Source organism: Streptomyces sp. NBC_01439, from assembly GCF_036227605.1.
Classification (GTDB): Bacteria; Actinomycetota; Actinomycetes; order Streptomycetales; family Streptomycetaceae; genus Streptomyces.
Window position 1 is genome coordinate 5625955 of record NZ_CP109487.1, and the last position, 26851, is coordinate 5652805.

General features: G+C 71.7%; 25 protein-coding genes and 1 tRNA gene. 15 read left to right on the top strand and 11 right to left on the bottom strand.

Features of this window, described 5'->3' with window-relative positions; all coding sequences use genetic code 11:
- Positions 1 to 13 precede the first annotated feature (13 nt).
- From OG207_RS25445 to OG207_RS25470, 6 genes are all read right to left on the bottom strand, one after another.
- Positions 14 to 571: a carboxymuconolactone decarboxylase family protein gene (locus OG207_RS25445; RefSeq protein ID WP_329101160.1), complete on the bottom strand. Its 558-nt coding sequence runs from the start codon at positions 569 to 571 to the stop codon at positions 14 to 16.
- 95 nt (positions 572 to 666) lie between these two features.
- The gene (locus tag OG207_RS25450; protein WP_329101162.1) at positions 667 to 918 is read right to left on the bottom strand and encodes a hypothetical protein; all 252 of its coding nucleotides are present in this window, start codon (positions 916 to 918) and stop codon (positions 667 to 669) included.
- A 32-nt stretch (positions 919 to 950) separates the two neighbouring features.
- On the bottom strand, positions 951 to 1784 hold the full coding sequence (locus OG207_RS25455; RefSeq protein WP_030009687.1) for an S-methyl-5'-thioadenosine phosphorylase: 834 nt from the start codon (positions 1782 to 1784) through the stop codon (positions 951 to 953).
- A gap of 81 nt (positions 1785 to 1865) precedes the next feature.
- Positions 1866 to 2186 (bottom strand): FmdB family zinc ribbon protein, encoded by a 321-nt coding sequence (locus OG207_RS25460; protein ID WP_329101164.1) that lies wholly within the window; start codon positions 2184 to 2186, stop codon positions 1866 to 1868.
- A 67-nt stretch (positions 2187 to 2253) separates the two neighbouring features.
- Positions 2254 to 3636: an MFS transporter gene (locus OG207_RS25465; RefSeq protein WP_329101166.1), complete on the bottom strand. Its 1383-nt coding sequence runs from the start codon at positions 3634 to 3636 to the stop codon at positions 2254 to 2256.
- A 399-nt stretch (positions 3637 to 4035) separates the two neighbouring features.
- Positions 4036 to 5559 (bottom strand): potassium/proton antiporter, encoded by a 1524-nt coding sequence (locus OG207_RS25470; protein WP_329107860.1) that lies wholly within the window; start codon positions 5557 to 5559, stop codon positions 4036 to 4038.
- A 215-nt stretch (positions 5560 to 5774) separates the two neighbouring features.
- Here OG207_RS25470 and OG207_RS25475 point away from each other — a divergent pair, with 215 nt between their 5' ends.
- Positions 5775 to 8636, top strand: coding sequence for a penicillin acylase family protein (locus tag OG207_RS25475; RefSeq protein ID WP_329101168.1), 2862 nt, complete (start codon positions 5775 to 5777; stop codon positions 8634 to 8636).
- A gap of 23 nt (positions 8637 to 8659) precedes the next feature.
- On the opposite strand, the gene OG207_RS25480 is transcribed toward OG207_RS25475, so the two are convergent.
- On the bottom strand, positions 8660 to 9274 hold the full coding sequence (locus tag OG207_RS25480; RefSeq protein ID WP_329101170.1) for a 5-formyltetrahydrofolate cyclo-ligase: 615 nt from the start codon (positions 9272 to 9274) through the stop codon (positions 8660 to 8662).
- A 95-nt stretch (positions 9275 to 9369) separates the two neighbouring features.
- On the opposite strand from OG207_RS25480, the gene galU reads away from it, so the two are divergent.
- The 8 genes from galU (at position 9370) to OG207_RS25520 (ending at position 16020) form a co-directional block, all read left to right on the top strand.
- On the top strand, positions 9370 to 10272 hold the full coding sequence (galU, locus tag OG207_RS25485; RefSeq protein ID WP_301370378.1) for a UTP--glucose-1-phosphate uridylyltransferase GalU: 903 nt from the start codon (positions 9370 to 9372) through the stop codon (positions 10270 to 10272).
- Between the two features lie 4 nt (positions 10273 to 10276).
- Complete coding sequence (glp, locus tag OG207_RS25490) at positions 10277 to 11650, top strand: molybdotransferase-like divisome protein Glp (RefSeq protein WP_329101175.1); 1374 nt, start codon at positions 10277 to 10279, stop codon at positions 11648 to 11650.
- 73 nt (positions 11651 to 11723) lie between these two features.
- Complete coding sequence (gene moaC, locus OG207_RS25495) at positions 11724 to 12203, top strand: cyclic pyranopterin monophosphate synthase MoaC (protein ID WP_030012065.1); 480 nt, start codon at positions 11724 to 11726, stop codon at positions 12201 to 12203.
- The gene (locus tag OG207_RS25500; protein WP_402695835.1) at positions 12200 to 12775 is read left to right on the top strand and encodes a MogA/MoaB family molybdenum cofactor biosynthesis protein; all 576 of its coding nucleotides are present in this window, start codon (positions 12200 to 12202) and stop codon (positions 12773 to 12775) included. Before moaC ends, OG207_RS25500 begins: the two co-directional genes overlap by 4 nt.
- A gap of 17 nt (positions 12776 to 12792) precedes the next feature.
- Positions 12793 to 13401, top strand: a complete 609-nt coding sequence (locus OG207_RS25505; protein ID WP_329101177.1) for a GNAT family N-acetyltransferase — start codon at positions 12793 to 12795, stop codon at positions 13399 to 13401.
- A 182-nt stretch (positions 13402 to 13583) separates the two neighbouring features.
- Positions 13584 to 14612 carry a divisome protein SepX/GlpR gene (gene sepX / locus OG207_RS25510; RefSeq protein ID WP_329101179.1) on the top strand — a complete coding sequence of 343 codons (1029 nt, stop codon included), beginning with the start codon at positions 13584 to 13586 and terminating at the stop codon, positions 14610 to 14612.
- A 78-nt stretch (positions 14613 to 14690) separates the two neighbouring features.
- A tRNA-Ala gene (locus OG207_RS25515) sits at positions 14691 to 14764 on the top strand.
- Positions 14765 to 14898: 134 nt separating this feature from the next.
- Positions 14899 to 16020 (top strand): hypothetical protein, encoded by a 1122-nt coding sequence (locus OG207_RS25520; RefSeq protein WP_329101181.1) that lies wholly within the window; start codon positions 14899 to 14901, stop codon positions 16018 to 16020.
- A gap of 33 nt (positions 16021 to 16053) precedes the next feature.
- Here the strand turns inward: OG207_RS25520 and OG207_RS25525 are convergent, their stop codons facing one another.
- On the bottom strand, positions 16054 to 16584 hold the full coding sequence (locus OG207_RS25525; protein ID WP_329101183.1) for a hypothetical protein: 531 nt from the start codon (positions 16582 to 16584) through the stop codon (positions 16054 to 16056).
- Between the two features lie 155 nt (positions 16585 to 16739).
- Between OG207_RS25525 and OG207_RS25530 the strand changes: the two genes are divergently transcribed.
- Entirely contained in the window at positions 16740 to 17321 is a 582-nt protein-coding gene (locus tag OG207_RS25530; protein WP_443072733.1) for a CoA transferase, read from the top strand.
- Positions 17322 to 17431: 110 nt separating this feature from the next.
- Here OG207_RS25530 and OG207_RS25535 read toward each other — a convergent pair whose 3' ends face one another.
- Positions 17432 to 17929: a GNAT family N-acetyltransferase gene (locus OG207_RS25535; protein WP_329101185.1), complete on the bottom strand. Its 498-nt coding sequence runs from the start codon at positions 17927 to 17929 to the stop codon at positions 17432 to 17434.
- Positions 17930 to 17967: 38 nt separating this feature from the next.
- On the opposite strand from OG207_RS25535, the gene OG207_RS25540 reads away from it, so the two are divergent.
- On the top strand, positions 17968 to 18771 hold the full coding sequence (locus OG207_RS25540; protein WP_329101188.1) for an exodeoxyribonuclease III: 804 nt from the start codon (positions 17968 to 17970) through the stop codon (positions 18769 to 18771).
- Here OG207_RS25540 and OG207_RS25545 read toward each other — a convergent pair.
- On the bottom strand, positions 18753 to 19481 hold the full coding sequence (locus tag OG207_RS25545; protein WP_329101191.1) for a MerR family transcriptional regulator: 729 nt from the start codon (positions 19479 to 19481) through the stop codon (positions 18753 to 18755). The genes OG207_RS25540 and OG207_RS25545 overlap by 19 nt on opposite strands.
- Positions 19482 to 19653: 172 nt before the next feature.
- Between OG207_RS25545 and OG207_RS25550 the strand changes: the two genes are divergently transcribed.
- From OG207_RS25550 to OG207_RS25565, 4 genes are all read left to right on the top strand, one after another.
- The gene (locus OG207_RS25550) at positions 19654 to 21315 is read left to right on the top strand and encodes a flavin-containing monooxygenase (RefSeq protein ID WP_329101193.1); all 1662 of its coding nucleotides are present in this window, start codon (positions 19654 to 19656) and stop codon (positions 21313 to 21315) included.
- Complete coding sequence (locus OG207_RS25555; RefSeq protein WP_329101195.1) at positions 21312 to 22244, top strand: alpha/beta fold hydrolase; 933 nt, start codon at positions 21312 to 21314, stop codon at positions 22242 to 22244. The genes OG207_RS25550 and OG207_RS25555 overlap by 4 nt, the downstream gene beginning before the upstream one ends.
- A complete protein-coding gene (locus tag OG207_RS25560; RefSeq protein WP_329101197.1) occupies positions 22241 to 23125 on the top strand; it encodes an SDR family oxidoreductase in 885 nt (294 codons plus the stop codon). The genes OG207_RS25555 and OG207_RS25560 overlap by 4 nt, the downstream gene beginning before the upstream one ends.
- A gap of 76 nt (positions 23126 to 23201) precedes the next feature.
- Positions 23202 to 23381, top strand: coding sequence for a hypothetical protein (locus OG207_RS25565; RefSeq protein ID WP_329101199.1), 180 nt, complete (start codon positions 23202 to 23204; stop codon positions 23379 to 23381).
- A gap of 109 nt (positions 23382 to 23490) precedes the next feature.
- On the opposite strand, the gene OG207_RS25570 is transcribed toward OG207_RS25565, so the two are convergent.
- Positions 23491 to 26760 (bottom strand): S41 family peptidase, encoded by a 3270-nt coding sequence (locus tag OG207_RS25570; protein ID WP_329101201.1) that lies wholly within the window; start codon positions 26758 to 26760, stop codon positions 23491 to 23493.
- Positions 26761 to 26851 lie beyond the last annotated feature (91 nt).

A 26851-nucleotide genomic window follows, 5' to 3' on the forward strand; every position in this document is an offset into this window, starting at 1 on the left:
GCCATTGTCAGGGTCACCGTCCGGCGGGAACCTGGCAGGACTCCGCGAAGCCCTGACTGGTCAGGCCGAAGGCGCTGTTGACGCGCGAGCGCCAGTTCTCCAGCGCGACCATCGCGGTGAGTTCGACGAACGCCTCCTCGCCGAGCCGCGCGATCAGCTCCCGCGCGAGCTCGTCCGTGACCGCCGGCTCGGTCTCCGTCATGGCCTCGGCGTACTCCATGACCAGCAGTTCCAGCTCGGTGAACACCTCACGGGCCTCCCGCCACTGCGGCACCCGCTCGATCTTCTCCGTCGGCACGCCCAGCTCGTGGCCCTCCCAGTAGCCGAAGTCCATGCACCACGAGCAGTTGATGCGGGCCGCCGCCGCCATCACGGCGAGGTGCTTCAGCCCGCCGTCGAGCGCGTTCCACTTGGCCGCGCTCCGCTCCAGCCGGACGTACGAGAGGAGCACGCGCGCGTGGTGACCGTAGGCCTGCCCGGGGTCGAGCACCTTGCCGTAGGTGCGGCGCGAGTACCAGGCCCCGATCCGCATGAGCAGGGTGCGGGGCGGGGTGAGCGAGATACGCGGCATGACAGTCATCTCCCTGGCCGGGGCGGTCTTCGTTTCCGCCGTCACCAGGGAGGACCGGACAGCCGCGCCGGATGTGACAGCCGCCGGGCCCTTTTCTAGGCGCCTCCTCCGCCGGGCGCCGCGGGCGCGATTCCGGGCGCAATTCCGGGCGCGATTCCGAGCGCGCCGAGGAGCCGTTCCGCGAGGTCCTCCGCGAAGGCCTCGGAGCCGGTGAGGACGGCCCGCACACCCTCCGGGTCGGCCGTCAGTCCGCCGGCGGCCGCCCAGTCGAGCGCGCCCGCGAGGGCCGCATCGACGGGGAACCGGTCCACGGGTATCTCGTAGTCCTCGGCCGTGGGGAACGCCACTGACAACGAGGCCGGGTTGCCGCCAGCAGGGGCTAGGGCAGCTCGATGCCCAGGTCCCACCCGTCGTGCGCGTGCGTGCACAGGCAGGCCCGGGTCTCGGTGGCCGGCAGGGCCGCTACCGCGTCGAAGAGGACCTCGCGCAGCCGCCCGACGTTCTCGCCGAACACCTTCAGGACCTCGGTGTGGGAGACGCCCTCGCCGGTCTCCGCGCCCGCGTCCAGATCCGTGACCAGGGCCATCGAGGTGTAGCAGAGCCCCAGCTCACGGGCGAGGACCGCCTCCGGGTGCCCGGTCATGCCGACCACCGACCAGCCCGCCGCCGCGTGCCACCGCGACTCGGCGCGCGTCGAGAAGCGCGGCCCCTCGATGACGACCATGGTGCCGCCGTCCACCGGCTCCCAGTCCCGCCCGCGGGCCGCCGCCAGCGCCACGGACCGGCCCACCGGGCAGTACGGGTCGGCGAAGGTGGTGTGCACGACGTTCGGCACGGAACCGTCGGGCAGCGGCTCGCCGTCGAAGAAGGTCTGGGCGCGGGCCTTCGTACGGTCGACCAGCTGGTCGGGAACGAGCAGCGTGCCGGGCCCGTACTCGGCCCGCAGACCGCCGACCGCGCACGGGCCCAGCACCTGGCGGACGCCGACCGAGCGCAGGGCCCACAGGTTCGCCCGGTAGTTGATCTTGTGCGGCGGGACGGTGTGGCTGCGTCCGTGCCGGGGCAGGAAGGCCACCTGGCGCCCGGCCAGCTCACCGACGTAAAGGGAGTCGCTCGGGGGTCCGTACGGGGTCTCCACCTGGATCTCGGAGACGTCCTCCAGGAAGGAGTAGAAGCCCGAGCCGCCGATGACACCGATCTCTGCGTTCACCATGCGGTCCACCCTAAGGCCCTGCCGTGGGCATGCCGAAGGCCCCGCTGCCGGCTGGGGCGGCGGGGCCTTCGGGGGAAGCGATCAGGCGGCCGACGTGGAGCTGCTGCTCGTCGAGCTCGACGACGTCGAGGAGGACGAGGCGGCAGGAGCGGCGGCAGCGGTCGACGTCGAGGACGACGAGGAGCTGGACGACGGCTTCGAGGCAGGGGTGCTGCTCGACGACGCGCCACGGCTGTCGTTCCGGTAGAAACCGGAGCCCTTGAAGACGATGCCGACCGCGGAGAACACCTTCTTCAGGCGTCCGTCGCAGCTCGGGCACACGGTCAGTGCGTCATCGGTGAACTTCTGCACGGCCTCAAGGCCCTCACCGCACTCGGTGCACTGGTACTGGTAGGTCGGCACGAATTTCCTCCTGGCACTCTGACTCAATGAGTGCTAACGACGCTCCATGGTGACGTATTCCGGCGGATCAGTCCACCGTCACCGGCACGCGGTGACCCATCCCACGCTCGTTCACCCGGTTACGGGAGGTTGTTGAGGGGGTGGCGCGGGTGGTAGCCGGGGCCTTCGGCTCCGTCTTCACGGGGGCCGCGGGCGCGTCCTCCTGCGCGGAGGCGTTCACGATCCGGCCCGGGGTCTTCGGAGCGAGCCGCGCGCGCAGCGCCAGCAGGGCGGTCAGCGCGAGGGCCGTGGCGCCCATGGGCACCAGGAAGCCGAACGAGGATCCGTGCGCGTCCGTCAGGCGGCCGGCCAGGATGACGGCGACGGCCTGACCGAAGGCGATCGAGCCGGTCAGCCAGGTGAAGGCCTCGGTCCGCGCATTGGCGGGGACCAGCTGCTCGACCATCGTGTAGCCGGTGATCAGTGCCGGGGCGATGCACAGGCCGACGACCAGGCCGAGTGCGCCCAGCACGATCATCGAGTTCGCGGCCCACAGGACGGAGGCGGCGGCGGTGAGGCCGACGTAGCCCAGGATCAGTCGGCGACGCGGGCCGATCTTCCAGGCGATGGCGCCCATGGCGATGCCGGCGATCATATTGCCCGCGGCGAAGACCCCGTAGAGCAGGCCGTTGGCGCCGGGGTTGCCCATCTCGTTGGAGAAGGCGGCGAGCGAGACCTGCATGCCGCCGAAGACGGCGCCGATCCCGAGGAAGGCGAAGATCAGGACGCGCAGGCCGGGGAAGGACAGCGCGAAGGCGCGCTTCTCGCCGGTGGCCGACGGGGCGTGCGTCTTGGGCTGGCTGGCCCGCTGGGCCGCGAAGAGCAGGCCGCCGAGCAGGGTCAGGGCGGCCTCGGTGACCAGACCGGCCGCCGGGTGGACGCCGGTGCACAGCGCGGTCGCCAGGACCGGGCCGACGACGAAGGTGAACTCGTCAGTGACGGACTCGAAGGCGGCGGCCGTCGGCAGCAGCGGCGAGCCCTCCAGCGTGGCGGCCCAGCGCGCCCGGACCATCGGTCCGACCTGCGGCACCGAGGCACCGGTGGGTACGGCGGCCAGTGCCAGCGCCCAGACCGGCGCGTCCAGCAGCGCGAGCGCGGCCAGGCCGGTGACGGCGGCGGAGTGCGCGAGGACCACGGGCAGCAGGACGGCGGTCTGGCCGAAGCGGTCGGTGAAGATGCCCATCAGCGGGGCGGACAGCGCCATGGAGATACCGGTGACGGCGGCGACGATGCCGGCGCTGCCGTAGGAACCGGTGGTGTGCTGGACCAGCAGCAGGATGCTGATCGTCAGCATCCCGAAGGGGAGCCGTGCTGCGAAGCCGGGGAGTACGAAGCCGAGGGCGCCGGGAGTGCGCAGGAGCTGTCCGTAACCGGGGCGGGCGGACGAGTCGGACGTGACCGCGGATGTCACGGCCTTGCCTTTCCGCTGCCTGGTAGAGCGTCCCCGTCTGCGGACGGTGCTTCGCCTTGTGAGCGGCCGCACCCGTACATGTGGGAGCCCCGAGAGCTGTCCTCTTGCGCAGAACCGAGTGATACCTGGGCGCCCACGTCGGGGTGGTGCCACGGCCGCTTTGCGGTCGCGCCAGCTCTGCGTCAGGCAGAGTTGGTTCGATCTGGTGTGCCTTCATCGTACAGGGAAAGCCACTACCACGCCCTGTGAATTCGGTGACAGGGGGTGTCTTCGCCTGGGATTAACGGCCGCTTCGCAGGTAAAGAGCCCGGAAAAGCAGGCAAAGGCGGGCATATCTCAGCGAACTCGGCTGAATTAGAACGGCGCTCTAACACGTTTTGCCAGTACTCCGGCGGCGCGCTAGCGCGAACCGGGTCCGCCGGTGCCCAGCCACCCCGCGAGCTTGCCGCCCCGGGCCACCGCCCGCAGCCGTGCCTCCGCCGCGTCCCGCACCGGATCCGTGGCCACCACCAGCAGGTCGTCCCCGCGCCGCAGCACGGTCGACGGCGCAGGTACGAAGCTCTTCGCGTCCCGGACCACCAGCGTGACCGACGCCCCCGGCGGCAGCCGCAGCTCGCTCACCTCCACGCCGTGCATCCGCGAGGCCGGCGGGATGGAGAAGGACAGCAGGTGCCCGCGCAGCTTCTCCAGCGGCGCCGACTCGATCCCGAGGTCGAGGGCGCCCTCGTCCCCGTTCCCGAGGTTCAGCTTCCGCGCGAGCCAGGGCAGGGTCGGCCCCTGCACCAGGGTGTAGACGACGACCAGCACGAAGACGATGTTGAAGACGCGGTCGCTGCCCTCGATCCCGGACACCATCGGGATGGTCGCCAGGATGATGGGTACGGCCCCGCGCAGGCCTGCCCACGACATCAGCACCTGCTCCTGCCAGGAGATCCGGAAGGGCAGCAGGCTGACGAAGACCTCCAGGGGGCGCGCCACCATCGTCAGCACCAGCCCGATGACCACGGCGGGCCAGAAGTCGCGGACCAGCTCGTGCGGGGTGACCAGCAGGCCCAGCAGCACGAACATGCCGATCTGGGCGATCCAGCCGAGCCCGTCCGCGAAGCCCCGGGTGGCCGGCCAGTGCGGAAGCTTCGCGTTCCCGAGCACCATCGCCGCCAGGTAGACGGCGAGGAAGCCGGAGCCGTGCGCGATGGCACCGGCCGCGTACGCCACGATGGCGATGGCCATCACGGCGATCGGGTAGAGGCCGGAGGCGGGCAGCGCCACGTGCCGCAGCCCGTACGCGCCCAGGAAGCCCACGGTCAGGCCGATCGCGGCGCCGATCGCCAGCTCCAGGGCGATCTTGCCGATCAGGACGTACCACTCGTCCACCGGGCCGACGGTCGAGAAGGCCACCACCAAGATGACGACGGGTGCGTCGTTGAATCCGGACTCGGCCTCCAGGACGCCGGTGATCCGGGCGGGCAGCGGCACCTTGCGCAGCACCGAGAAGACGGCCGCCGCGTCGGTCGAGGAGACGACCGCGCCGATCAGCAGGGCCTGGCGCCATTCCAGTCCGACCAGGTAGTGCGCTCCCGCCGCCGTCACGCCCACGCTGACCGCTACGCCCACCAGTGACAGCATGACCGCCGCCGGCAGGGCCGGCTTGATCTCTTTCCACTTGGTGCCCAGACCACCCTCGGCGAGGATCACGACGAGTGCGGCATAACCGATGACCTGGGTCAGCTCGGCATTGTCGAATGCGACGTCACCGATGCCGTCCTGGCCTATGGCGATGCCTATGCCGAGGTAGATGAGCAGGCTGGGGAGGCCGCTGCGTGAGGAGATGCGTACCGCCGCCACGGCGACGAGCAGCACGAGCGAGCAGACCAGCAGGAGCTCATTGAGCGTGTGGACAGTCAGCGGGCGGCCCTCCTCAATGCGTCCGGTGGATCGATCCTCCCGGCGACAAGTTCGGCAAGTAGTTCGTTACCTTACCTAATATTTGACGCGCCCTTTACGCGATAACCACATTGTGAAACGCCTGTTCCCCCCTGTCCTCAGCACCTCGACCCCTGGCGGATCAACGAAGGCGGTCGTACGCCTATGGTTGCTCCCAGTACTCCCAGGACCACCCTGCCCCTCTAAGGACAGCGATGCCCGCCAACGAAACCGCTCCTCCCGTCAAGAAGAAGGGACGACGCGCCCGTCTGATCGTGCTCGTCCTGGTCCTGGCGCTCTTCGCGGGCCTCGGCTACGGGGCGTACTGGAGCGTGGACAGCGTGCGCGCCTCCTTCCCCCAGACGACCGGCTCCCTCAAGGTGCCGGGCCTGACCGGGACCGTCGAGGTCAAGCGCGACGCCCACGGCATTCCCCAGCTCTACGCGGACAACGACGACGACCTCTTCCGGGCGCAGGGCTTCGTGCACGCGCAGGACCGGTTCTGGGAGATGGACGTACGACGTCACATGACCTCCGGCCGGCTCTCCGAGATGTTCGGCTCCGGCCAGGTCGAGACCGACGCCTTCCTGCGCACGCTGGGCTGGCGCCAGGTCGCGCAGGAGGAGTTCGACAAGAAGCTCTCGCCGGAGACCAAGAAGTATCTCCAGGCCTACGCCGACGGGGTCAACGCGTACCTGAAGGGGAAGTCCGGCAAGGACCTCTCCGTCGAGCACGCCGCGCTGGGGCTCAGCGACGACTACAAGCCCGAGCAGTGGACGCCGGTGGACTCGGTGGCCTGGCTCAAGGCGATGGCGTGGGACCTGCGCGGCAACATGCAGGACGAGATCGACCGCGCGCTGATGGCGACCAAGCTCTCGCAGGCGCAGATCGACGAGCTCTACCCGCCGTACCCGTTCGACCGGAACAAGCCGATCGTCGAGGGCGGGAAGGTCGACGGCGGGAAGTACGCCCCGCAGGGCACCGGCTCGGGCAACGGCTCGGGCACCGGCTCCGGAAACGGTTCGCGCACCGGCAACGGCTCCGGCGGCGCCAACACCGTCGGGACCCAAACCGTCACGGGCCCGGCCAACGGCCTGGCCGACAACGCCGCCGCCCAGGGCGCGACCGTGGGCCTGCGCACCCAGCTGGCCTCGCTCGCCGACACCCTGGACAAGGTCCCCGCGATCCTCGGCCCCAACGGCAGCGGCATCGGCTCGAACTCCTGGGTCGTCTCCGGCCAGTACACGACCACCGGCAAGCCGCTGCTCGCGAACGACCCGCACCTGTCCCCGCAGCTGCCCTCGGTCTGGTACCAGATGGGCCTGCACTGCCGCACGGTCTCGGCCCAGTGCCAGTACGACGTGGCCGGCTACACCTTCTCCGGCATGCCGGGCGTGGTCATCGGCCACAACACCGACATCGCCTGGGGCATGACCAACCTCGGTGCCGACGTCACCGACCTCTACCTGGAGCAGGTCAAGCCGGAGGGCTACGTCTACGACGGCAAGGTGGTCCCCTTCGTCACCCGCGAAGAGGTCATCAAGGTCGCGGGCGGCGACAGCAAGAAGATCACCGTCCGCACCACCAACAACGGTCCGCTCGTCTCCGACCGCAGCGAGCAGCTCGGTACGGTCGGCACCCGCGCCCCCGTCGCCAGCTCCGCCCCCGACCGCGGCGACGGGTACGCCGTCGCCCTGCGCTGGACGGCGCTGGACCCGGGCAAGTCGATGGACGCGGTCTTCAAGCTCGACAAGGCCAAGACCTTCGACGACTTCCGCAAGGCGGCCGCCGACTTCGAGGTCCCGTCCCAGAACCTGATCTACGCCGACAACAAGGGCACCAACGGCAACATCGGCTACCAGGCCCCGGGCCGCATCCCGGTGCGCGGCCAGCACGACGGCCGGATGCCCGCCCCGGGCTGGGACTCCAAGTACGCCTGGAAGGGCAACAGGGACGGCAACGCCGGCTACGTCCCGCAGAGCGAGATGCCCTGGGACTACAACCCGTCCCGCGGCTACATCGTCACCGCCAACCAGGCCGTCGTGGAGAGCGGGACCGGCGCGGGCAAGTACCCGTACCTGCTGACCACCGACTGGGGCTACGGCGCCCGCAGCCAGCGGATCAACGACCTCATCGAGGCGAAGATCAAGGACGGCGGCCGGATCTCGACCGACGACATGCGCACCATGCAGATGGACAACAGCAGTGAGATTGCCGCGCTGCTGACCCCGATGCTGGCGAAGATAGAGGTCTCGGACCCGGGCGTGCGCGCCGCGCAGAAGCTGCTGGACGGCTGGAACTACACGCAGGAGCCCGACTCGGCGGCCGCGGCCTACTTCAACGCGGTCTGGCGCCACATCCTCAAGCTGTCCTTCGGCGACAAGATGCCCAAGGAGCTGCGGATCGAGGGCAGCTGCATGAGCGTCGTCGGCAACGGCACCGGCCCGGCCGACGACCTCGCCAAGACGGTCCGCGAATGCGGCACCCGCGGCCCCGACTCGGCGCAGCCCGACGGCGGCGACCGCTGGTTCGAGGTGGTCCGCCGCCTCGTCAAGGACGAGAAGTCGCCCTGGTGGACCACGCCGAAGACCGTCACCCTGCCGGCGGCCACCAACCGTGACGAGCTCTTCGCCCGGGCCATGCGCGACGCCCGCTGGGAGCTGACCGCCAAGCTCGGCAAGGACCAGTCCACCTGGAGCTGGGGCCGGCTGCACCAGCTGACGCTGAAGAACCAGACGATCGGCACCGAGGGCCCCGGCTTCATGCAGTGGCTCCTCAACCGCGGCCCGTGGGACGTGGGCGGCGGCGAGGCCACGGTCAACGCGACCGGCTGGAACGCCTCCAGCGGGTACGGGGTCACCTGGGTGCCCTCGATGCGGATGGTCGTGAACCTCAACGACCTCGACAAGTCGCGCTGGATCAACCTGACGGGTGCCTCGGGGCACGCGTACAACGCGCACTACACGGACCAGACGACGATGTGGGCCAAGGGCGAGCTGCTGGAGTGGCCCTTCGGCAAGGACGCCGTCGAGAAGGCCACGGTCGACACCCTGACCCTCAAGCCCGAGGGCTCGTAAGGGCCGGGGCGCGGATCAGGTCGTCATGGACTGAAGCGGTGCACCCCTGACGGGGTCGCCACCGCCTGCACGGGGTGGTCGTGCGGTTCCTCCGGGACCCGCGCGACCACCTCGTCGTCGTAGAGGAGCACGACCAGCGCGGGATGCGCCCCGGCGCGCTCCAGCCGTTCCAGCACCCGGTCGTAGGAGCCCCCGCCGCGGCCGAGGCGCATGCCGCGGCCGTCCACCGCGAGCCCGGGCAGCAGCACGGCGTCGGCCCCGGTGACCGCGTCCGGTCCGAGCGCGGGGCCGGTCGGCTCCAGCAGTCGCATCTTGCCCGGGTGGGCGGCCCCGGCGAGCGCGGCCGGGCCTTCGTACGCCGCCCAGTCGAGGTCGTTGTCGGGCAGCAGCAGGGGGAGCAGCACCCGCTTGCCGGCCGCGCGCAGGGCGTCGAGGAGCTCCCGGGTGCCGGGTTCGGTGCCGATCGAGACGTACGCCGCCACCGTGCGGGCACCGGCCAGTTCGGGCAGTTCGAAGGAGCTGACGGCGAGTGCGGCGGCCGCCGCACGGCGGTTCTCGGGGGACAAGGCGCGGCGCGCGGCGAGCAGTTCTCGGCGCAGTGCGGCCTTGGCGGAGGCGGTGGGCGGGTTCTCTGCCACGAGGAAATCAAATATCCTTCCGAATTGGGGCATACCTGTATCTACGTGCTGCGATCCCGTCCGATGTTCGACGGAAGGCCACTATCGTTCGGGGCATGACTATGTTGCACCCCGTGATCAAGAAGGCCGTGATTCCGGCCGCTGGCCTCGGCACCCGCTTCCTTCCGGCGACCAAGGCGACCCCGAAGGAAATGCTCCCGGTTGTGGACAAGCCGGCCATCCAGTACGTGGTCGAGGAGGCCGTCGGCGCCGGACTCGACGACGTGCTCATGATCACTGGGCGTAACAAGCGTGCCCTGGAAGACCACTTCGACCGGAACTACGAGCTGGAGTCGGCCCTCATCGCCAAGGGCGACGACGACCGCCTGAAGAAGGTCCAGGAGTCCAGCGACCTGGCCACCATGCACTACGTCCGCCAGGGCGACCCGCGGGGCCTCGGCCACGCGGTCCTGTGCGCCGAGCCGCACGTCGGCCGCGAGCCCTTCGCCGTCCTGCTCGGCGACGACCTCATCGACCCGCGCGACCCGCTGCTGCGCCAGATGGCCGACATCTACGCCCGCACCGGCGGCACCGTCATCGCGCTCATGGAGGTCGACCCGGCCAACGTCCACCTCTACGGCTGCGCCGCCGTCGAGGCCACGGACGAGGAGGACGTGGTCCGCATCACCGGCCTCGTCGAGAAGCCGGACCCCCAGGACGCCCCCAGTAATTACGCGGTCATCGGCCGCTACGTCCTCAACCCCGCGATCTTCGACATACTGCGGGAGACCGAGCCGGGCCGGGGTGGGGAGATCCAGCTCACCGACGCCCTGCAGAAGCTGGCCGCCGACGAGACCGTCGGCGGTCCGGTGCACGGCGTGATCTTCCGGGGCCGTCGCTACGACACCGGGGACCGCGGCGACTACCTGCGGGCCATCGTCCGCCTCGCGTGCGAGCGCGAGGACCTGGGCCCCGAGTTCCGCACCTGGCTTCACCGTTACGTCACGGAGGAGATGTAGCACCTTGAGCAGTTCCGCACCGCAGCATCCACGCCTGGCGGGCGGCCACCGTTTGTGGTCCGTGGACGAGCACCTCGCGGACGTCCTCTCGGCCGTCCGGCCGTTGGAGCCCATCGAGCTCCAACTGCTGGACGCCCAGGGCTGTGTCCTGGTCGAGGACGTGACCGTGCCCGTCGCCCTCCCGCCCTTCGACAACAGCTCCATGGACGGCTACGCCGTCCGAACGGCCGACGTCCAGGGTGCGAGCGAGGAGTTTCCCGCGGTGCTCACCGTCGTCGGGGACGTCGCGGCGGGCAGCGGTGAGCTGCCCACCGTCGGCCCCGGCGAGGCTGCTCGGATCATGACCGGTGCCCCGCTGCCGCCCGGCGCGGAAGCCGTCGTACCGGTCGAGTGGACCGACGGCGGTACGGGCGGCGGCGCGGCCGCCGGGATGACCCCCGCCAGCGCCGCCCCGGAGCACGCGGGCGGCGAGGTGCGGGTGCACCGTGCCGCCGAGGCGCGGGCGCACGTCCGCGCGCGAGGCAGCGACGTTCAGGCCGGTGACCTGGCCCTCGCGGCCGGCACCGTCCTCGGGCCGCCGCAGATCGCCCTGCTGGCCGCCATCGGGCGCGGCACCGTGCGGGTGCGGCCGCGCCCCCGCGTGGTGGTCCTGTCCACCGGCAGCGAGTTGGTCCAGCCCGGCGAGGCGCTCACGTCGGGCACCATCTACGACTCCAACAGCTTCGCGCTGGCCGCGGCCGCGCGGGACGCCGGCGCCATCGCCTACCGGGTCGGCGCCGTCGCGGACGACGCCGACACCCTGCGCGCCACCATCGAGGACCAGCTGATCCGGGCCGACCTGCTGGTCACCACGGGCGGGGTCAGCGTCGGGGCGTACGACGTCGTCAAGGAGGCGCTGTCCTCGGTCGGGGACTTCGCCGAGGGCGCGGACGGCGGGGCCGCCCGCGGGGCTGACGGCGGCCGGATGGACTTCCGCAAGCTCGCCATGCAGCCCGGCAAGCCGCAGGGCTTCGGCACGATCGGCCCGGACCACACCCCGCTGCTGGCGCTCCCCGGCAACCCGGTGTCCTCCTACGTCTCCTTCGAGCTGTTCGTGCGCCCCGTGATCCGCACCCTCATGGGGCTGCCGGAGTCCGAGGTCCGGCGGCCCAGCGTGCGCGCGGTGCTGAGCGCCGACAAGGCGCTCGGCTCCCCGGCCGGCCGCCGCCAGTTCCTGCGCGGCACGTACGACGCCGAGAGCGGCACGGTCAGCCCGGTCGGCGGATCGGGCTCCCACCTGATCGCCGCGCTGGCGCACGCCGACTCCCTGATGGTCGTACCGGAGGAGGTCACCTCGGTGGAGCCGGGGACCGAGCTGGAAGTGATCCTGCTCGGCTGAAGTCGGGCCGGTGCGGGTAGCGTGTGTCGCACCACACAGGCTCCCCGGGAGCCCAGAGCGGAGCGGCGCAGCAATGAGTACCGAAAGCAGGCTCACCCACATCGACGAGGCCGGCGCGGCCCGGATGGTCGACGTGTCCGGGAAGGACGTCACCACCCGGACGGCACGGGCCAGCGGACGCGTACTCGTCGCCCCGCGGGTGATCGAGCTGCTGCGCGGCGAGGGCGTCCCCAAGGGCGATGCCCTCGCCACCGCGCGCATCGCCGGGATCATGGGGGCGAAGAAGACCCCCGACCTGATCCCGCTGTGCCACCCGCTGGCCGTCTCGGGCGTGAAGGTGGACCTGCGGGTCGCCGACGACGCGGTCGAGATCCTCGCCACCGTGAAGACGACCGACCGCACCGGCGTCGAGATGGAGGCGCTGACCGCGGTCGCGGTCGCCGGCCTCACCGTGATCGACATGGTGAAGGCGGTCGACAAGGGCGCGGTCATCACGGACGTCCGGGTGGAGGAGAAGACCGGCGGCAAGTCCGGCGACTGGGCGCGCTCGTGAACGCCCCGCGCGGCGCCGAGGTCCACGGCCACGGCGCCACCGCCGGGGCGACGGGCGCCGCGCAGCCACTGGGCCGGGCCCTGGTCGTCACGGCGTCGAACCGCGCCTCGCAGGGCGTGTACGCGGACAAGGGCGGGCCGTTGCTGGCCGAGGCGCTGGAGGAGCTCGGCTTCGCGGTGGACGGTCCGCGGGTCGTCCCGGACGGCGATCCCGTGGAGCAGGCGCTGCGCGAGGGCGTGGCCGCCGGGTACGACGTCATCCTGACCACCGGCGGAACCGGGATCTCGCCGACCGACCGCACCCCGGATGCCACCGCGCGGGTGCTGGACTACGAGATCCCCGGCATCCCGCAGGCCATCCGCGCCGAAGGGCTGGCGAAGGTGCCGACCGCGGCCCTGTCCCGGGGCCTGGCGGGCGTGGCCGGGCGCACCCTCATCGTCAACCTCCCCGGCTCGACGGGCGGGGTGCGCGACGGCCTCGCCGTCCTGTCCCGCGTCCTGCCGCACGCGGTGGACCAGATGCGGGGCGGCGACCACCCCAGACCGGCACCACCCTCCGGGAGCCCGAGCTGAACGGCCCGACCTGGCCGGTGGTCCTGTCGGACGGCGACGTCACCCTCCGGCCGATAAAGCTGCGGGACCAGAAGGCCTGGCGCGAGGTCAACCGGCGCAACCGCGACTGGCTCCGGCCGTGGGAGGCCACGATCCCGCCGCCCGCACCGTGGGGGCCGGTGGTCCAGCGGCCCACGTACCGCCAGATGGTCCGCCATCTGCGGGCGGAGGCGAACGCGGGCCGGATGCTGCCCTTCGTCATCGAGTACCAGGGTCGGCTGGTGGGCCAGCTGACGGTCGCCGGGATCACCTGGGGCTCGATGTGCGCGGGCCACATCGGTTATTGGGTGGACCGCGAGGTGGCGGGCCGCGGCGTGATGCCGACGGCGGTCGCACTGGCGGTGGACCACTGCTTCAGGAAGGTCGGCCTGCACCGGATCGAGGTGTGCATCCGCCCCGAGAACGTTCCGAGCCGGCGGGTCGTGGAGAAGCTGGGCCTGCGCGAGGAGGGGCTGCGGCCGCGCTATCTGCACATCGACGGGGCCTGGCGCGACCACCTCGTCTACGCGGTGACGGCGGAGGAGGTTCCGGAGGGGCTGCTGCGCCGCTGGAACCGTGCGCGCCACTCCCAGTCCCCACCGAAATAGCGGGCCACCCGGAGCGGAGCTTCGATAAGCGAATGTCTGTTCGAGTTAATGGCCTCGGGTCACCGATTCGCCCATAACCTGATCCGAAGAATCACAAAAAAGTCCGTGATATCAGCGAGATCGCGCGACACACCGGCCCAATTGGCCGATCCCGTCGGCCGCGTCCCTCTACGGTGTGAGGTGTGAGCAGCAGCGGCCTCATCTACGCAGTCATTGTCGGGGCCTGGGCCGCCTACTTGGTGCCCATGTGGCTCCGGAGGCAGGACGAGCTGAACGAAGCCCGTCCGACGGAACGCTTCTCCACTGCCATTCGGCTGCTTTCCGGCCGGGCGGGAATGGAGCGCCGTTACGCCAAGGGGCTGCGTGAGCGCGGTGACGAGCAGGCGGAGCCCCAGCCCCACGCGGACCCGGACGCCGCGACGGAAACAGTCGATTCCGTCGACGCCGACGCCCGGGCCTTCGGCGTGTCCCCGACCAGGGCGGAGTCGAGGCCGGCCATTGCCGAACGGGAGCAGCGCGCGGAGCGGGCCCGGCGCGAACAGCGCCTCCAGGTCCTCGCGCGCCGCCGGCGCACCACCGCACTCCTCTTCCTGATCTTCACCCTCGGTGCCGTCGTCGCCGCCGTGGGCGGGCTGCACTACCTGTGGGCCCCCGCCGTTCCCGCCCTGCTGCTGAGCGCGTACATCGTGCACCTGCGGGTCCAGGAGCGCCGGCGCTACGAGTTCACCATGGACCGGCGGCGCGCCGAGGCGGCCGCGCGGCAGCTGCGGGAGAACCGCCCGAGTCGCCGCGAGCCCGAGGCCGCGGCGGGCACCGAACCGGACCCTGCGCCACCGGTTTCCCCGCAGGAGGCCGGACGGCGCGCACTGGTCGAGCAGACCGACCACGCCGAGTGGGTGGACCAGCAGCGCGAGCGCGAACGCGGCCCCGCCCGAGGTGACAGCTGGGAGCCGGTCCCGGTCCCGCTGCCGACGTACGTGACCGCCCCGGTGGCCCCCCGCGCCACGGGCCCGGCGGCACCGGACGCCTGGAGCGCGACCCGCTCCAGCACGGCCGAGCCGACGGAACCCCGCCTGCGGGCCCAGCCCGCGGCCCCCAAGCCGGACCCGACGCCCCAGACCGCCCCGCGCCCGCGCGGCCAGGGAAAGGGCCGCACCCCGCTGTTCGACCAGTACGAGGGCGAAGACCGCCCGCGCGCCGCGAACGAGTGATCGGTGACCTGCGCGGAGGCTCCGGGATATCGGTTTTGGAGCACCCGCGCGGGGATGCTAATGTTTCACACGTCGCAAGGGCCTGTGGCGCAGTCTGGTAGCGCACCTCGTTCGCATCGAGGGGGTCTGGGGTTCAAATCCCCACAGGTCCACAAACGACAGTTCTTGAGTAGCTCTCAGGAACGGTGACGAGATCCCGTCCGATCGCAAGATCGGGCGGGATCTCGGCGTTTGTGGAGCAACCCTAGGATGATCGGAGATTGATCATTCAACGGGGAGAAGAACTGTGCGAGTTGCGTGGAAGCACGAAGCGGCCCAACTCCGGGACGCGGCCATTTTCATCGGGCTGTCGAACCCCGTGCTGTGGTCCGGGCCGCCGGTCCGGGAGAGCGAGATCGCCGCGTGGACGCAGGAGGTCAAGTTCTTCACCACGATCGAGATCGATTCCGTCCTCACCGTGCACAGCCGTTCCGGCAACGCCTTCGAGCTGTACGGAAAGGGGCGGAACTTCCTCAACCCGGTGACGCTGGCGCGCTATGCGCCGTACGCGATCGAGGCGGAGAGCGCCCCGGAGAACCCGGAGATCCTCGCCCGGGCGCGGACCGTCTGGCAGGAGTACGTGGACGGCATCGCCCGACGCATCGGCGCTCCCTTGCGCGTCACACCGGACGACGCCGAGGTCCCGGAAGCGGTCTGGCGTCCCGGGGGTGAGGAAGGGCCCAACCTGCGCCTCTGGATGAACGCCTCGTACGGACTGGACCCGGACGGCCCGCTGTTCACCAAGGTCCCCGGCCGGGTGCTGGTCCGCCTCGACGCGCACGTCCCTGCGGACATGGTCGGCGTCACGCCGCGGGAGCTGCCCGAGGTGAGCGACCTGCCGGAGTGGATCCCGGACTGGTACCAGGAGCACGCCGTCGAACAGGCGCGGCGCGAACACGAGGCGCCGGACGACGACGACCGCCTGCTCGAAAGGATCCGGCACGTGATGGGCGGCGCGCTCAGTATCGGCGGATCCCTCCACGACTACCTCGGCCAGCTGGCCACGACCCCGGTCGAGGCCGGCCCGGAGCCCGACTCCTACCTCTGGCAGCACACCTTCCAGCACCCCGGAGCCCCGCAGGGCCGCCTGCCCGCGATCCACATGGCGCACGTGATCAGCGTCCTCGCGAACCACGAGAAGGAGGGCTCGGCCCGCATCCCGGAGACCGTGGAACCCGGTCTCACCCTCCACTACTACGACCTGTTCGACCCGCGGATGCAGAACGCGCTGGCCGTCACCGGACGGGAGGCCTGCGCGCTGTGGAAGCCGGTCCGCTCCTCGTACGAGCGGTCCGTCACCGGCAAGTCGTACCTGGTCACCCCCCAGGACGTGCTGGACCGCCTGAGGGCCGCCGCCGGGATCGAGTGAGCGCATCCAGCGCACCAGCGCGCCGCCCGCCGGTCACCGGCTGTGTTCCAGGACGAGCCGGCGGAGCTCGGCGGCCGAGTCGGTGGCGAGCCGGTAGACGCCCTGGACGCTGATGGAGCGGACCAGTTCGCCGTCCACGACGTGCTTGAGGGTGCGTTCGCCGCGGCGGGAGGCGTACGTGAGCCGTCCCAGCAGATCGGCCGGGACGGCCGCGTCGAACCCGAGCGCGGAACCGGGCGGTCCGAGCAGTACCTCGGAGACGCAGCCCGCCTTCAGCGTCCGCCAGTCCAACAGCTTCGCGTAGTCGTCGTCGTGGAGCTCGGACCCGGCGTCCTTGTAGGGAATGATCCGCGACACCTCCATGGCTCCCAGCACGTGGAGCCGCTTTCGGAAGGCCCGGACGGGGAAGACGGTGTCGCCGGGCCGGACGCCCGCCCGTACGAAGCTCGGCAGCGACTGGTGCGGGCCGCCGAACAGCATCGTGAGGCGCTGGCCGGCACGACCCGTGCGTTCGAGTTCCCGGCACAGGTCGTTGGTCCACAAGGTCGTATAGGAGTTCGGCACGACAGCACCGTAGGGGCGCCCACTGACAAGAGGTCAGTTGGTCGTGATCGGCGGGGAGCAGGAGCTCCGATCTGTCGGCGGATGATCGTCGAGGAACCCGCTGCGCGCAACGGGACAAACGATCCGGGCCGGCAATCATGGGTCCATGACGATCGGTGAGGAACACGACGGCGGAACGGCCCAGGCCTGGGAGGCGCTCGGCGGGGCGCCCGAGCTCGTCGGGCGGGTGCGCTACCGCGGCGCCGGCGACCTGGCGGAAGGGCCGCTCCCGGTGGCCGAACTCGCGCGCGCGATCGTCGGGGCGTGCGGGCTCGCCGCGGCCGAGCGGGCCGGGGGCGGGGCGGCGGGGGTTCGACTCGCTGGTGCAGGCGGGGTACGGGATCGCCGCGGTGTGTGCCGGGCCGGACGGGGCCCCCGGTGCGCTGCCGGCGCAGGCGCTGGACCACGGGACGGGGTACCTGGTGGCGGCCGGCGTGCTGCGGGCCCTGGCGGAGGGGGGTGGGCGGGGGCTGCGGTTCTCCCTCGCCGGGACGGGGGCGTGGCTGGTGCGGGGGCTCTCCCGAGCGGGGGCGGGTGGGGGTGCGGGTGCGGGGGCCTCGGGGTATGCGGCGGAGCCGTGGCTGCGGGAGACCGGGTCGGGGTACGGGCTGCTGCGGCACGCCGCCAGTGCCTTCGGGGAGTGGGGGGCGGGGCCGTCCCGGTGGGGGACGGACCGGGCCGTCTGGCTCCCGCGGTAGGGGCGGCGGGGCGGGGCGGGTGCGGCGCCGTTGCCGGGGGCGCCGCCCCCGGACCCCCGCGCCTCAAGCGCCGGCGGGGCTGGAGTGGCCGGAGGGGGTGGGAGAGTGGCTCAGGCGTCGGTCAGGGGCTTCGTCATGCAGCGGCTGGAGTCGTAGAAGCGGTAGTGGCCGAACTTCGCGGACAGGGCGTAGCCCGAGGAGAGGTACAGGGCTATCGCCTCCGGCTGCTGGTCGCCCGTTTCGAGGACCATGCGGTGGCGGCCCGCCGCGCGGGCGTCCGCCTCCAGGACCGCCAGGATGCGGCGCGCGAGGCCGAGCCCCCGGGCCTCCGGGACGACGTACATGCGCTTGAGCTCCGCGTCGCCGTCCGCGTAGCCCTCGTCGTTCTCGTCCTGGGAGCGCCAGCCGCCGCTCGCCACCGCGGTGCCCGTGGCGTCGTACGCCAGCAGGTACAGGCCGCGCGGCGGGACGAACATCGCCGGGTCGAGGAAGGTGGCGTCGCCCTCACCGTCGTACCGCTCCTGGTACTCCAGCTGGACCTGGTCATTGAGTTTGACCGCGTCCGGGTGGTCGTACGGCACGGTGCGGAGGTCTATCCGGTGAGACATTCGAATATCGTACGGAACCCTCCCGCTATGGTGCTGGGATGCTCACAGTGACCTCCGTGAATGTGAATGGGATCCGCGCCGCCGCCAAGAAGGGCTTCGGGGCGTGGCTCGAGGGATCCGACGCCGATGTGGTCTGCCTGCAGGAGGTACGGGCCGAGGAGGGGCAGATCCCGGCGGACGTCCGGACCCCCGCGGGCTGGCACACCGTGTTCGCGCCGGCCGCCGCCAAGGGACGGGCCGGGGTCGCGCTCTACACGCGGCGGGCGCCCGAGCGCGTGCAGGTCGGGTTCGGCAGTGAGGAATTCGACACCGCCGGACGGTACCTGGAGATCGACCTCCCGGGGGTGACCGTGGCCAGCCTCTACCTGCCCTCGGGCGAAGCCGGGACGGAGAAGCAGGACGAGAAGTACCGGTTCATGGACGAGTTCCTGACGTACCTGGCGGCGCTGAAGGTGCGGGCCGCCGCCGACGGCCGCGAGGTCGTGGTGTGCGGTGACTGGAACATCTGCCACCAGGAGGCCGACCTCAAGAACTGGAAGACGAACCGCAAGAACGCCGGCTTCCTCCCCGAGGAGCGGGAGTGGCTCGGCAAGGTGTACTCGGACGCGGGCTACGTCGACGTGGTGCGGGAACTGCACCCGGACACCGAGGGGCCGTATTCCTGGTGGTCCTACCGCGGGCGGGCCTTCGACAACGACGCCGGCTGGCGGATCGACCTCCAGGTGGCCACCCCGGGGCTGGCGGCGAAGGCCGTGAAGGCCTTCGTGGAGCGGGCCGAGACGCACCCCGAGCGCTGGTCCGACCACGCGCCCGTGACCGTGGTCTACGAGCTGGGCGTCTGACCTGAGTCGGAGTCGGTATCGGCGGCGGTGTCGGCAACGGCGCCGCCCGAGGCCAGCAGGCGGTCCATCGCCATCGTCAGCTCGGCCTCGACCACGCTCTTCGCCAGCGGGCGCAGCCGGGTGAGCGCGTCCGGTGACATGTGGGCCGATATCAGCTCGGTGAAGAGCAGGGCCATCGCGTCCGCGTGCTCGCGGACGCGGCGGCCGGTCTCCAGGACGGCGGCCAGCGGGACGCCCTCGCGGACGAGGGCCGAGGAGACGTCCAGGAGGCGGCGGCTGACGTGCACGATCGCGTCGCCGTCGACGGCGACGTAGCCGAGGTCCAGGGAGGCCGCCAGGTTCTCCGGGGTGACCTCGCCCTCGAAGTAGTCGGCCAGCGCCTCCGGGGTGAGCCGGACCGGAGTCTCCTCGGACCAGCCGATGCCGAGCAGCTCCCCGAGCTGGCCGACGTCGCGGCCGCTCTCGAAGGCGGCGGTCAGCTCGGCGATGCCGCCGAGGGTGTGGCCGCGTTCCAGGAGGGCGGCGATGGTGCGCAGCCGGGCCAGGTGGTGGTCGTCGTACCAGGCGATCCGCCCCTCGCGGCGGGGCGGTGGGAGCAGTTTGCGCTCGCGGTAGAAGCGCAGGGTGCGGACCGGGATGCCGGCCGCTTCGGCCAGTTCCTCCGTGCGGTACTCGCGCACCGTCTTCGCTCGCGTCTCTTCCTTCGCCACAGACGCACCTTATGGCGTACCGGCAGTAACTTTCCGGGTCCGCCCCCTACCCATGAGTACGGGGCTGCTCTACCCTCCCGATTGTGCCAGTAATTGCTGGCAGTGTTTCGATGGTGTGGTGCGTTGCGGGCGTTGCGTGGCTGGGACTGCGGATGAGCGGAAGGCGGCGGGCATGGGTGGCACGAGCGGCACGGGCGGGCGCGAGCACGTACGGGTGGCGGTGATCGGGTCCGGATTCGGCGGGCTCGGCGCGGCCGTACGGCTGCGGCGCGAAGGGATCACGGACTTCGTCGTACTGGAACGGGCCGACTCGGTCGGCGGCACCTGGCGCGACAACAGTTACCCCGGGTGTGCGTGCGACGTGCCCTCCCACCTCTATTCGTTCTCCTTCGCCCCCAACCCCGACTGGCCGCGGACCTTCTCCGGGCAGCCGGCCATCCGCGCCTACCTGGAGCACGTCGCCGACACCTTCGGACTGCGCCCGCACATCCGGCTCGACTCCGAGGTGCGGATGATGCGCTGGGACGCCGAGGAGTTGCGTTGGGAGATCGAGACCTCGGCCGGGGAGCTGACCGCCGACGTCGTCGTCTCCGCGACCGGGCCGCTGTCCGACCCGAAGGTGCCGGAGGTTCCCGGGCTCGCCGAGTTCCCCGGCAAGGTCTTCCACTCCGCCCGCTGGGACCATGACTACGACCTGCGCGGCAAGCGCGTCGCCATGATCGGTACCGGCGCCTCCGCCATCCAGATCGTGCCGGCCATCGCCCCCGAGGTGGAGCGCCTCACCCTCTTCCAGCGGACCCCGCCGTGGGTCATGCCCCGTACCGACCGGTCCATCACCGCCGTGGAGCGCTGGCTCCACCGCCAGCTGCCCTTCACCCGGGCGGCGCGCCGCGGACTGCTGTGGGGGATCCGGGAACTCCAGGTCAGCGCCTTCACCAAGCGCCCGAACCAGCTCGGCCTCATCGAGTCCCTGGCCAAGGCCAACATGGCGCGCTCGATCAAGGACCCGGCCCTGCGCGCGAAGCTGACGCCCTCCTACCGGATCGGCTGCAAGCGGATCCTGCTCTCCAGCGAGTACTACCCGGCCCTGGCCCGGCCCGATGTGGACGTGGTGGCCTCCGGGCTCAAGGAGATCCGCGGCTCGGTGCTGGTCGCCGCCGACGGGACCGAGACCGAGGTCGACGCGATTATTTTCGGCACCGGCTTCCACGTCACGGACATGCCGATCGCGGACCGGGTGGTGGGCGCGGAGGGCCAGACCCTCGCGGACGCCTGGAAGGACGGGATGCAGGCGCTGCGCGGGGCCACCGCCGCGGGCTTCCCCAACTGGATGACGATCATCGGGCCGAACACCGGGCTCGGGAACAGCTCGATGATCCTGATGATCGAGTCGCAGCTCAACTACATGACCGACTACCTGCGGCAGCTCGGCATGTTGGGCGGGAAGGTGGCACTCGGCGCCCGACCCTCCGCAGTGAACCGCTGGAACCGGCAGGTGCAGGCCCGGATGGAGCGGACGGTGTGGAACACCGGCGGCTGCACCAGCTGGTACCTGGACGCGCAGGGCCGCAACACGACGGTCTGGCCCGGTACGACCGGCGAGTTCCGCAGGGAGACGCGGAACGTCGATCTGGCGGAGTACGAGGTCCTGCGGGTTGCGGAGCGCGAGCGGGTCCCAGTGGCCGTCTCGGCTGCCGTTGGGCCGAAGCCGGGTCGCTCCCGCGGGGGCTCCGCGGGGTCCGGTGCGGCGCCGTTGCCGGGGGCGCTGCCCCCGGACCCCCGCGCCTCAAACGCCGGCGGGGCTGGAGTTGACGCGGCGGAGGGCGTCGCGTGAGTCGGCCGAGGCACGTCGTCTCCGGGGTCTACGCCCCGCCCGCCGCTCGGCGCGAGCTCGTCGCCGTCTCCGCGGACGGGGCCCGCCTGCACGTCGAGGTCCACGGGGACGAGGACGCACCGGCCGTGGTGCTGGCCCACGGTTGGACCTGTTCCACCGCCTTCTGGGCCGCTCAGACCAGGGCCCTGGCCGCCACCCACCGGGTCATCGCCTACGATCAGCGCGGGCACGGGCGCAGCCCCGCCGTCCGAGCGGCGGGCCACAGCACCACCGCCCTCGCCGACGACCTGGTGGCCGTCCTGGAGGCCGCCCTCGCCCCCGGCGAGCGGGCGGTCGTCGCCGGGCATTCGATGGGCGGCATGACGGTCATGGCGGCCGCGGGTCGGCCGGAGTTCGCCGAGCGGGCCGCCGCCGTGCTGCTGTGCAGCACCGGCAGCTCGCGGCTGGTCGCCGAGGCGCTGGTCCTGCCGGTGCGCGCCGGGCGCGTCCGCACCCGTGTCACCGGTGCGGTCCTCGGCTCCCGCGCTCCCCTCGGGCCGGTCACGCCGGTCGCCCGGAAGGTCCTCAAGTACGCCACCATGGGCCCCGGATCCGCGCCGGACAAGGTCGAGGCGTGCGCCCGTATCGTCCACGCCTGTCCCACCGGGGTGCGGCACGCGTGGTCCCGGGTGCTGGCCGGCCTGGACCTCGACGCCGACGTGGCCCGCCTCACGGTGCCCACCGCCGTCATCGGCGGCACCGCCGACCGGCTCACCCCGATCGTGCACGCCCGCGGGCTCGTCGCCGCGCTGCCGAACTGCGTGGGCCTGACCGAGCTCACCGGGATGGGGCACATGACCCCGGTCGAGGCCCCCGAGGCCGTCACCGCCGCCCTGCGCGAGCTCGCCGATCTGTATCTCGACACCACCGCGAAGGAGAAGACGCCGTGAGCGCTCGCAGGAGTCTGGAAGGCCAGGTCGCCGTCGTCACCGGCGCCGCCCGGGGGGTGGGCGAGCTGCTGGCGCGCAAGTTGTCGGCCCGCGGTGCGAAGGTCGCCCTCGTCGGCCTGGAGCCGGAGGCCCTCAAAGAGGTGTCCGAGCGACTGCACACCGACAGCGACCACTGGTACGCCGACGTCACCGACCACGAGGCCATGTCCCGGGTGGCCGAGGAGGTCAAGCAGCGCTTCGGCAAGGTGGACGTCGTCGTCGCCAACGCGGGCGTGGCCGCCGGCGGGCCGTTCGCCGACTCGGATCCGGACGCCTGGCGCCGGGTGATCGAGGTGAACCTGATCGGCGGGGCCGTCACCGCCCGCGCCTTCCTGCCCGTACTGACGGAGAGCCGCGGCTACTTCCTCCAGATCGCCTCGCTCGCCGCGATCACCCCGGCGCCGATGATGACCGCCTACTGCGCCTCCAAGTCCGGGGTCGAGGCCTTCGCGCACTGCCTGCGCGCGGAAGTCGGCTACAAGGGGGTCAAGGTCGGCGTCGGTTACCTCTCCTGGACCGACACCGACATGGTGCGCGGCGCCGATCAGGACGAGGTCATGCGGGAGTTGCGCCAGCGGCTGCCGTGGCCGGCGAACCGCACGTACCCGCTCGGGCCGGCCGTGGACCGGATCGTCGCGGGCATCGAGCGGCGCTCGCCGCACGTGTACGCCCAGTGGTGGCTGCGCGGCATGCAGGGGGTGCGCGGCTACCTACCGGGGATGATCGCGACAGTCGGGCAACGTGACATGAAGCGCTTCGGGCCGCGCCTGAGCGGGGTGTCCAAGGGGCTCGTCGGGGCCGGCGGGGCGGCGGACGAGAGGGAGCGCACACAGAGTCGCTGATCGAAATGCGACCTTTGTCCGCTCATGCAAGTCTGGTCGAGGCCCTACCACCAACACCCCTCATGGAGTGAACAGCATGGGTATCAAGGACCAGTTCCAGGACAAGGCGCAGGAGCTCAAGGAGAAGGCCCAGAAGGGGCAGAAGCAGCCCGGCAAGGGACCGCAGGACCAGAAGTCCCAGCGGAGCCCGCAGCCGAAGGACTCGCCGCAGCGGTCCTTCGACGACATCCGGGACGAGCTCGACGACCGGACCTAGGCTTCTGGCCCGACCACGACCGGGCCCGCACACAGCGCCGAGGGGCGCGATCCCCGCTGTTCCGGGGATCGCGCCCCTCCCGCATGGCGCCTGCTCGCTCGGCGCCCGCTCACTCCCTCGGCGGCAGCTTCGGACGGCGCCGGTCCGGTACGTCCGTGTAGCCGGGCGGCATCGCGGCCGGGTCCTGTTCGAGCAACTCCAGCGCCAGGTGCACGGCATCGTCCATCTGGGCGTGCCGCCCCTCGGCCCAGTCGAGCGGGGTGCGCAGGATCTCGAAGTCCGGCTCCACGCCGTGGTTCTCGACCGACCACCCGTACTCCGGGAACCAGGCGGCGTTCATCGGCACGGTGATCACCGTGCCGTCGCCGAGGGTGTGCCGGCCGGTCATGCCGACCACCCCGCCCCAGGTGCGTTGGCCCACCACCGGCCCCAGGCCCAGCAGTTTGAAGGCCGCCGTGATCATGTCCCCGTCCGAGGAGGTCGCCTCGTCGGCCAGCGCCACGATCGGGCCGCGGGGCGCGTTGGAGGCGTAGCTGACCGGCTGGGCGTCGCGCGTCAGGTCCCAGCCGAGGATGGAGCGGGTGAGCTTCTCCACCACCAGCTCGCTGATGTGGCCGCCCGCGTTGCCGCGTACGTCCACGATCAGCGCGGGCCGGGACATCTCCATGCGCAGGTCGCGGTTGAACTGCGCCCAGCCCGAGCCGCCCATGTCGGGGATGTGGAGGTAGCCGCACCGGCCGCCGCTGAGCTCCCGGACCACCTGCCTCCGCTTGGACACCCAGTCCTGGTAGCGCAGCGGCCGCTCGTCGATCAGCGGGACGACGGCGACCCGGCGGGAGCGGCCCGATCCCTCCGCGGGTTGGAAGGTCAGCTCGACCGTGGTGCCGCCCGCGCCCGCGAGCAGCGGGTAGGGGCCGGCGACCGGGTCCACCGGCCGGCCGTCGACGTGGGTGAGCACCGCGCCCTCCCGGATGCCGGTGCCGGCGAGCGGGGATCGGGCCTTGGAGTCGGAGGACTCGCCGGGCAGGATCTTGCCGACCACCCATGTCCCGTCCCGGGCCACCAGGTTGGCGCCGAGCAGGCCGATGGCCCGCTGGTAGTGCGGGGGGCCCTCGTTGCGGCGGGCGGGGGAGACGTAGGCGTGCGAGGTGCCCAGTTCGCCGAGGACCTCGCGCAGCAGGTCGGCGAACTCGTCCGGGGAGGCGACCCGTTCGACCAAGGGGCGGTACTGGCGCAGTACGCCGTCCCAGTCGATGCCGCACATGTTCGGTTCCCAGAAGTAGGCGCGGATGATCCGCCCGGCCTCCTCGAAGGCCTGGCGCCACTCGGCCGCCGGGTCCACCTCGTGCAGGATGCGGCGCAGGTCCAGGTAGACCGTCGAGTCGCTGTCGCCCGACTCGGTGGCCGGGACGGCGCGCAGGTCGCCGTCGTCGTTGATCACGAGCCGGGTGCCGTCGCCGCTGACCGCGAACCAGTCCAGTCCCGAGGCCAGTTCGCTCTTGCGGGCCTTGGTCAGGTCGAAGTGCTCCAGGGTGGGCTTGCCGCTGATGTCGTTGGGGTTGGCGAAGGTCTCGCCGAGTGCGCCCGAGATCGGCCAGCGCAGCCAGACCAGTCCGCCGCCGTTCACCGGGTACAGGGCCGAGTACTTGGACGCGCTCACCGGGAAGGGGGTGACGCGGCTCTCCAGCCCCTCCACCTCCACGGTCACGGCGCCGCCGTCGCCGGAGTTGTCCGATTCGCCTTCGACGGGGTCCAGGCCGCCCGCCGCGGGCCGCCCCTCGGCCGAGAGCGCGAAGGGCGAGGGGGTCGCCGACGACAGCGGCACCAGGTACGGGCGGCAGCCCAGCGGGAAGGACAGGTCGCCGGTGTGCACGTCGTAGACCGGGTCGAAGCCGCGCCAGGACAGGAAGGCGAGGTAGCGCCCGTCCCGGGTGAAGACGGGGTTCTCGTCGGCGAAGCGGCCGTTGGTGACGTCGACGACGGTGCGCGCGCCGGGCCCGGAGATGCGGGCCATCTTGATCTGTCGCAGCGAGCGCCCGATGCCGGGGTGCGACCAGGTCAGCCAGGTCCCGTCGGGGGAGAAGGCCAGGTCGGTGACGGGGCCGTTGATGGACCGGATCAGCTCGGTGACCTCGCCGTTCGATTCCTCCGACGCGTCGACGAGCAGCAGCCGCCCGTCGTTCGACGCGATGGCGAGGCGCTCGCCGTCGGGGTCCGCGAGCAGTTCGGTCACGCGGCCCAGCTCGCCCGAGGCCAGCCGGCGCGGCTGCCTGTCCCCGGAGGCCCGGGGCAGGTAGGCGATCTCGATCGCGTCCTCGCCCTCGGCGTCGGTGACGTAGGCGACCTGTCCGCCGCTGCCGAGCATCTCCGGCAGCCGCACCCGTACGCCGGGGGTGTCGGCGATGGTCCGGGCCGGGCCGTCGCGGTGGGTCAGCCAGTACAGGCTGCCGCGCACCACGACGGCGCTGGCCCGCCCGGTGGCGTCGACGGAGAGGGAGTCGACGTGGCTGGCGGCCGGCACCTGGTAGGTGCGCCGGCCGGCGCGCGGGCCGCCGAGGCGGACCTGGAGCTTGCGCGGGGCGGCGCCCCGGTCCAGGGAGTCGACGAGCCAGAGGTCACCGGCGCACTGGTAGACGACCCGCGAGCCGTCGCTGGAGGCGTGCCGGGCGTAGAACTCCTCGTGATCGGTGTGGCGGCGCAGATCGGTGCCGTCGGGCAGGCAGGAGTACAGGTTGCCGATGCCCTCGTGGTCGGAGAGGAAGGCGATCCGGCCGGCCACGAACATCGCGGCGTCCAGGTGTCCTTCGAGGCCCTCCAGGAGCTGGCGCCCGTGCAGCCAGAGCCGGCCCATGGCGCCGCCGCGGTAGCGCTTCCAGGCTGCGGGTTCGTGCGGCGGCTTGCCGGTGAGCAGCAGGCTGCGGTGCTCGCCGTCGACGTCGGCGACCTGGATGTCGGAGACGGGACCCCAGGGCAGACGCCCGCCGGGACTGCCGTCGACGGGCAGTTTGTAGGCCCAGGAGAAGTAGGAGAACGGCTGTTCGTGCGAGGAGACGGCGAGGACGTTGCCGTCGGGGTCCCAGCCGCAGACGCGGGTGTCGGTGGCGCCCCAGTGGCTCAGCTGGCGGGCGGGGCCGCCGTCGACGGGGGCGAGGTGGATCTCGGGGTCGAGGCTGCGCCAGGTGGTGAAGGCGATGTGCCTGCCGTCGGGGGAGAAGCGGGGGTGGCCGACGCGGGTCCGGTCGACGGTGATGCGCCAGGCCCGTCCGGGTGTCTGGCCGTCCGGGACCAGCGGGGCGACCCAGAGGTCGTCCTCGGTGGCGAAGCAGAGGAGGTCGTCGTGCAGGTGCGGGAAACGGAGGTACGCGACGTCGTGACTCACCCCCCAATGCTTTCCGCGGAGGGGGGCCCTGGCAACTCGTACAGGTGATCCATGCCACTTACCCAAGCGAAACGGAACGGTTTCGTTTCGC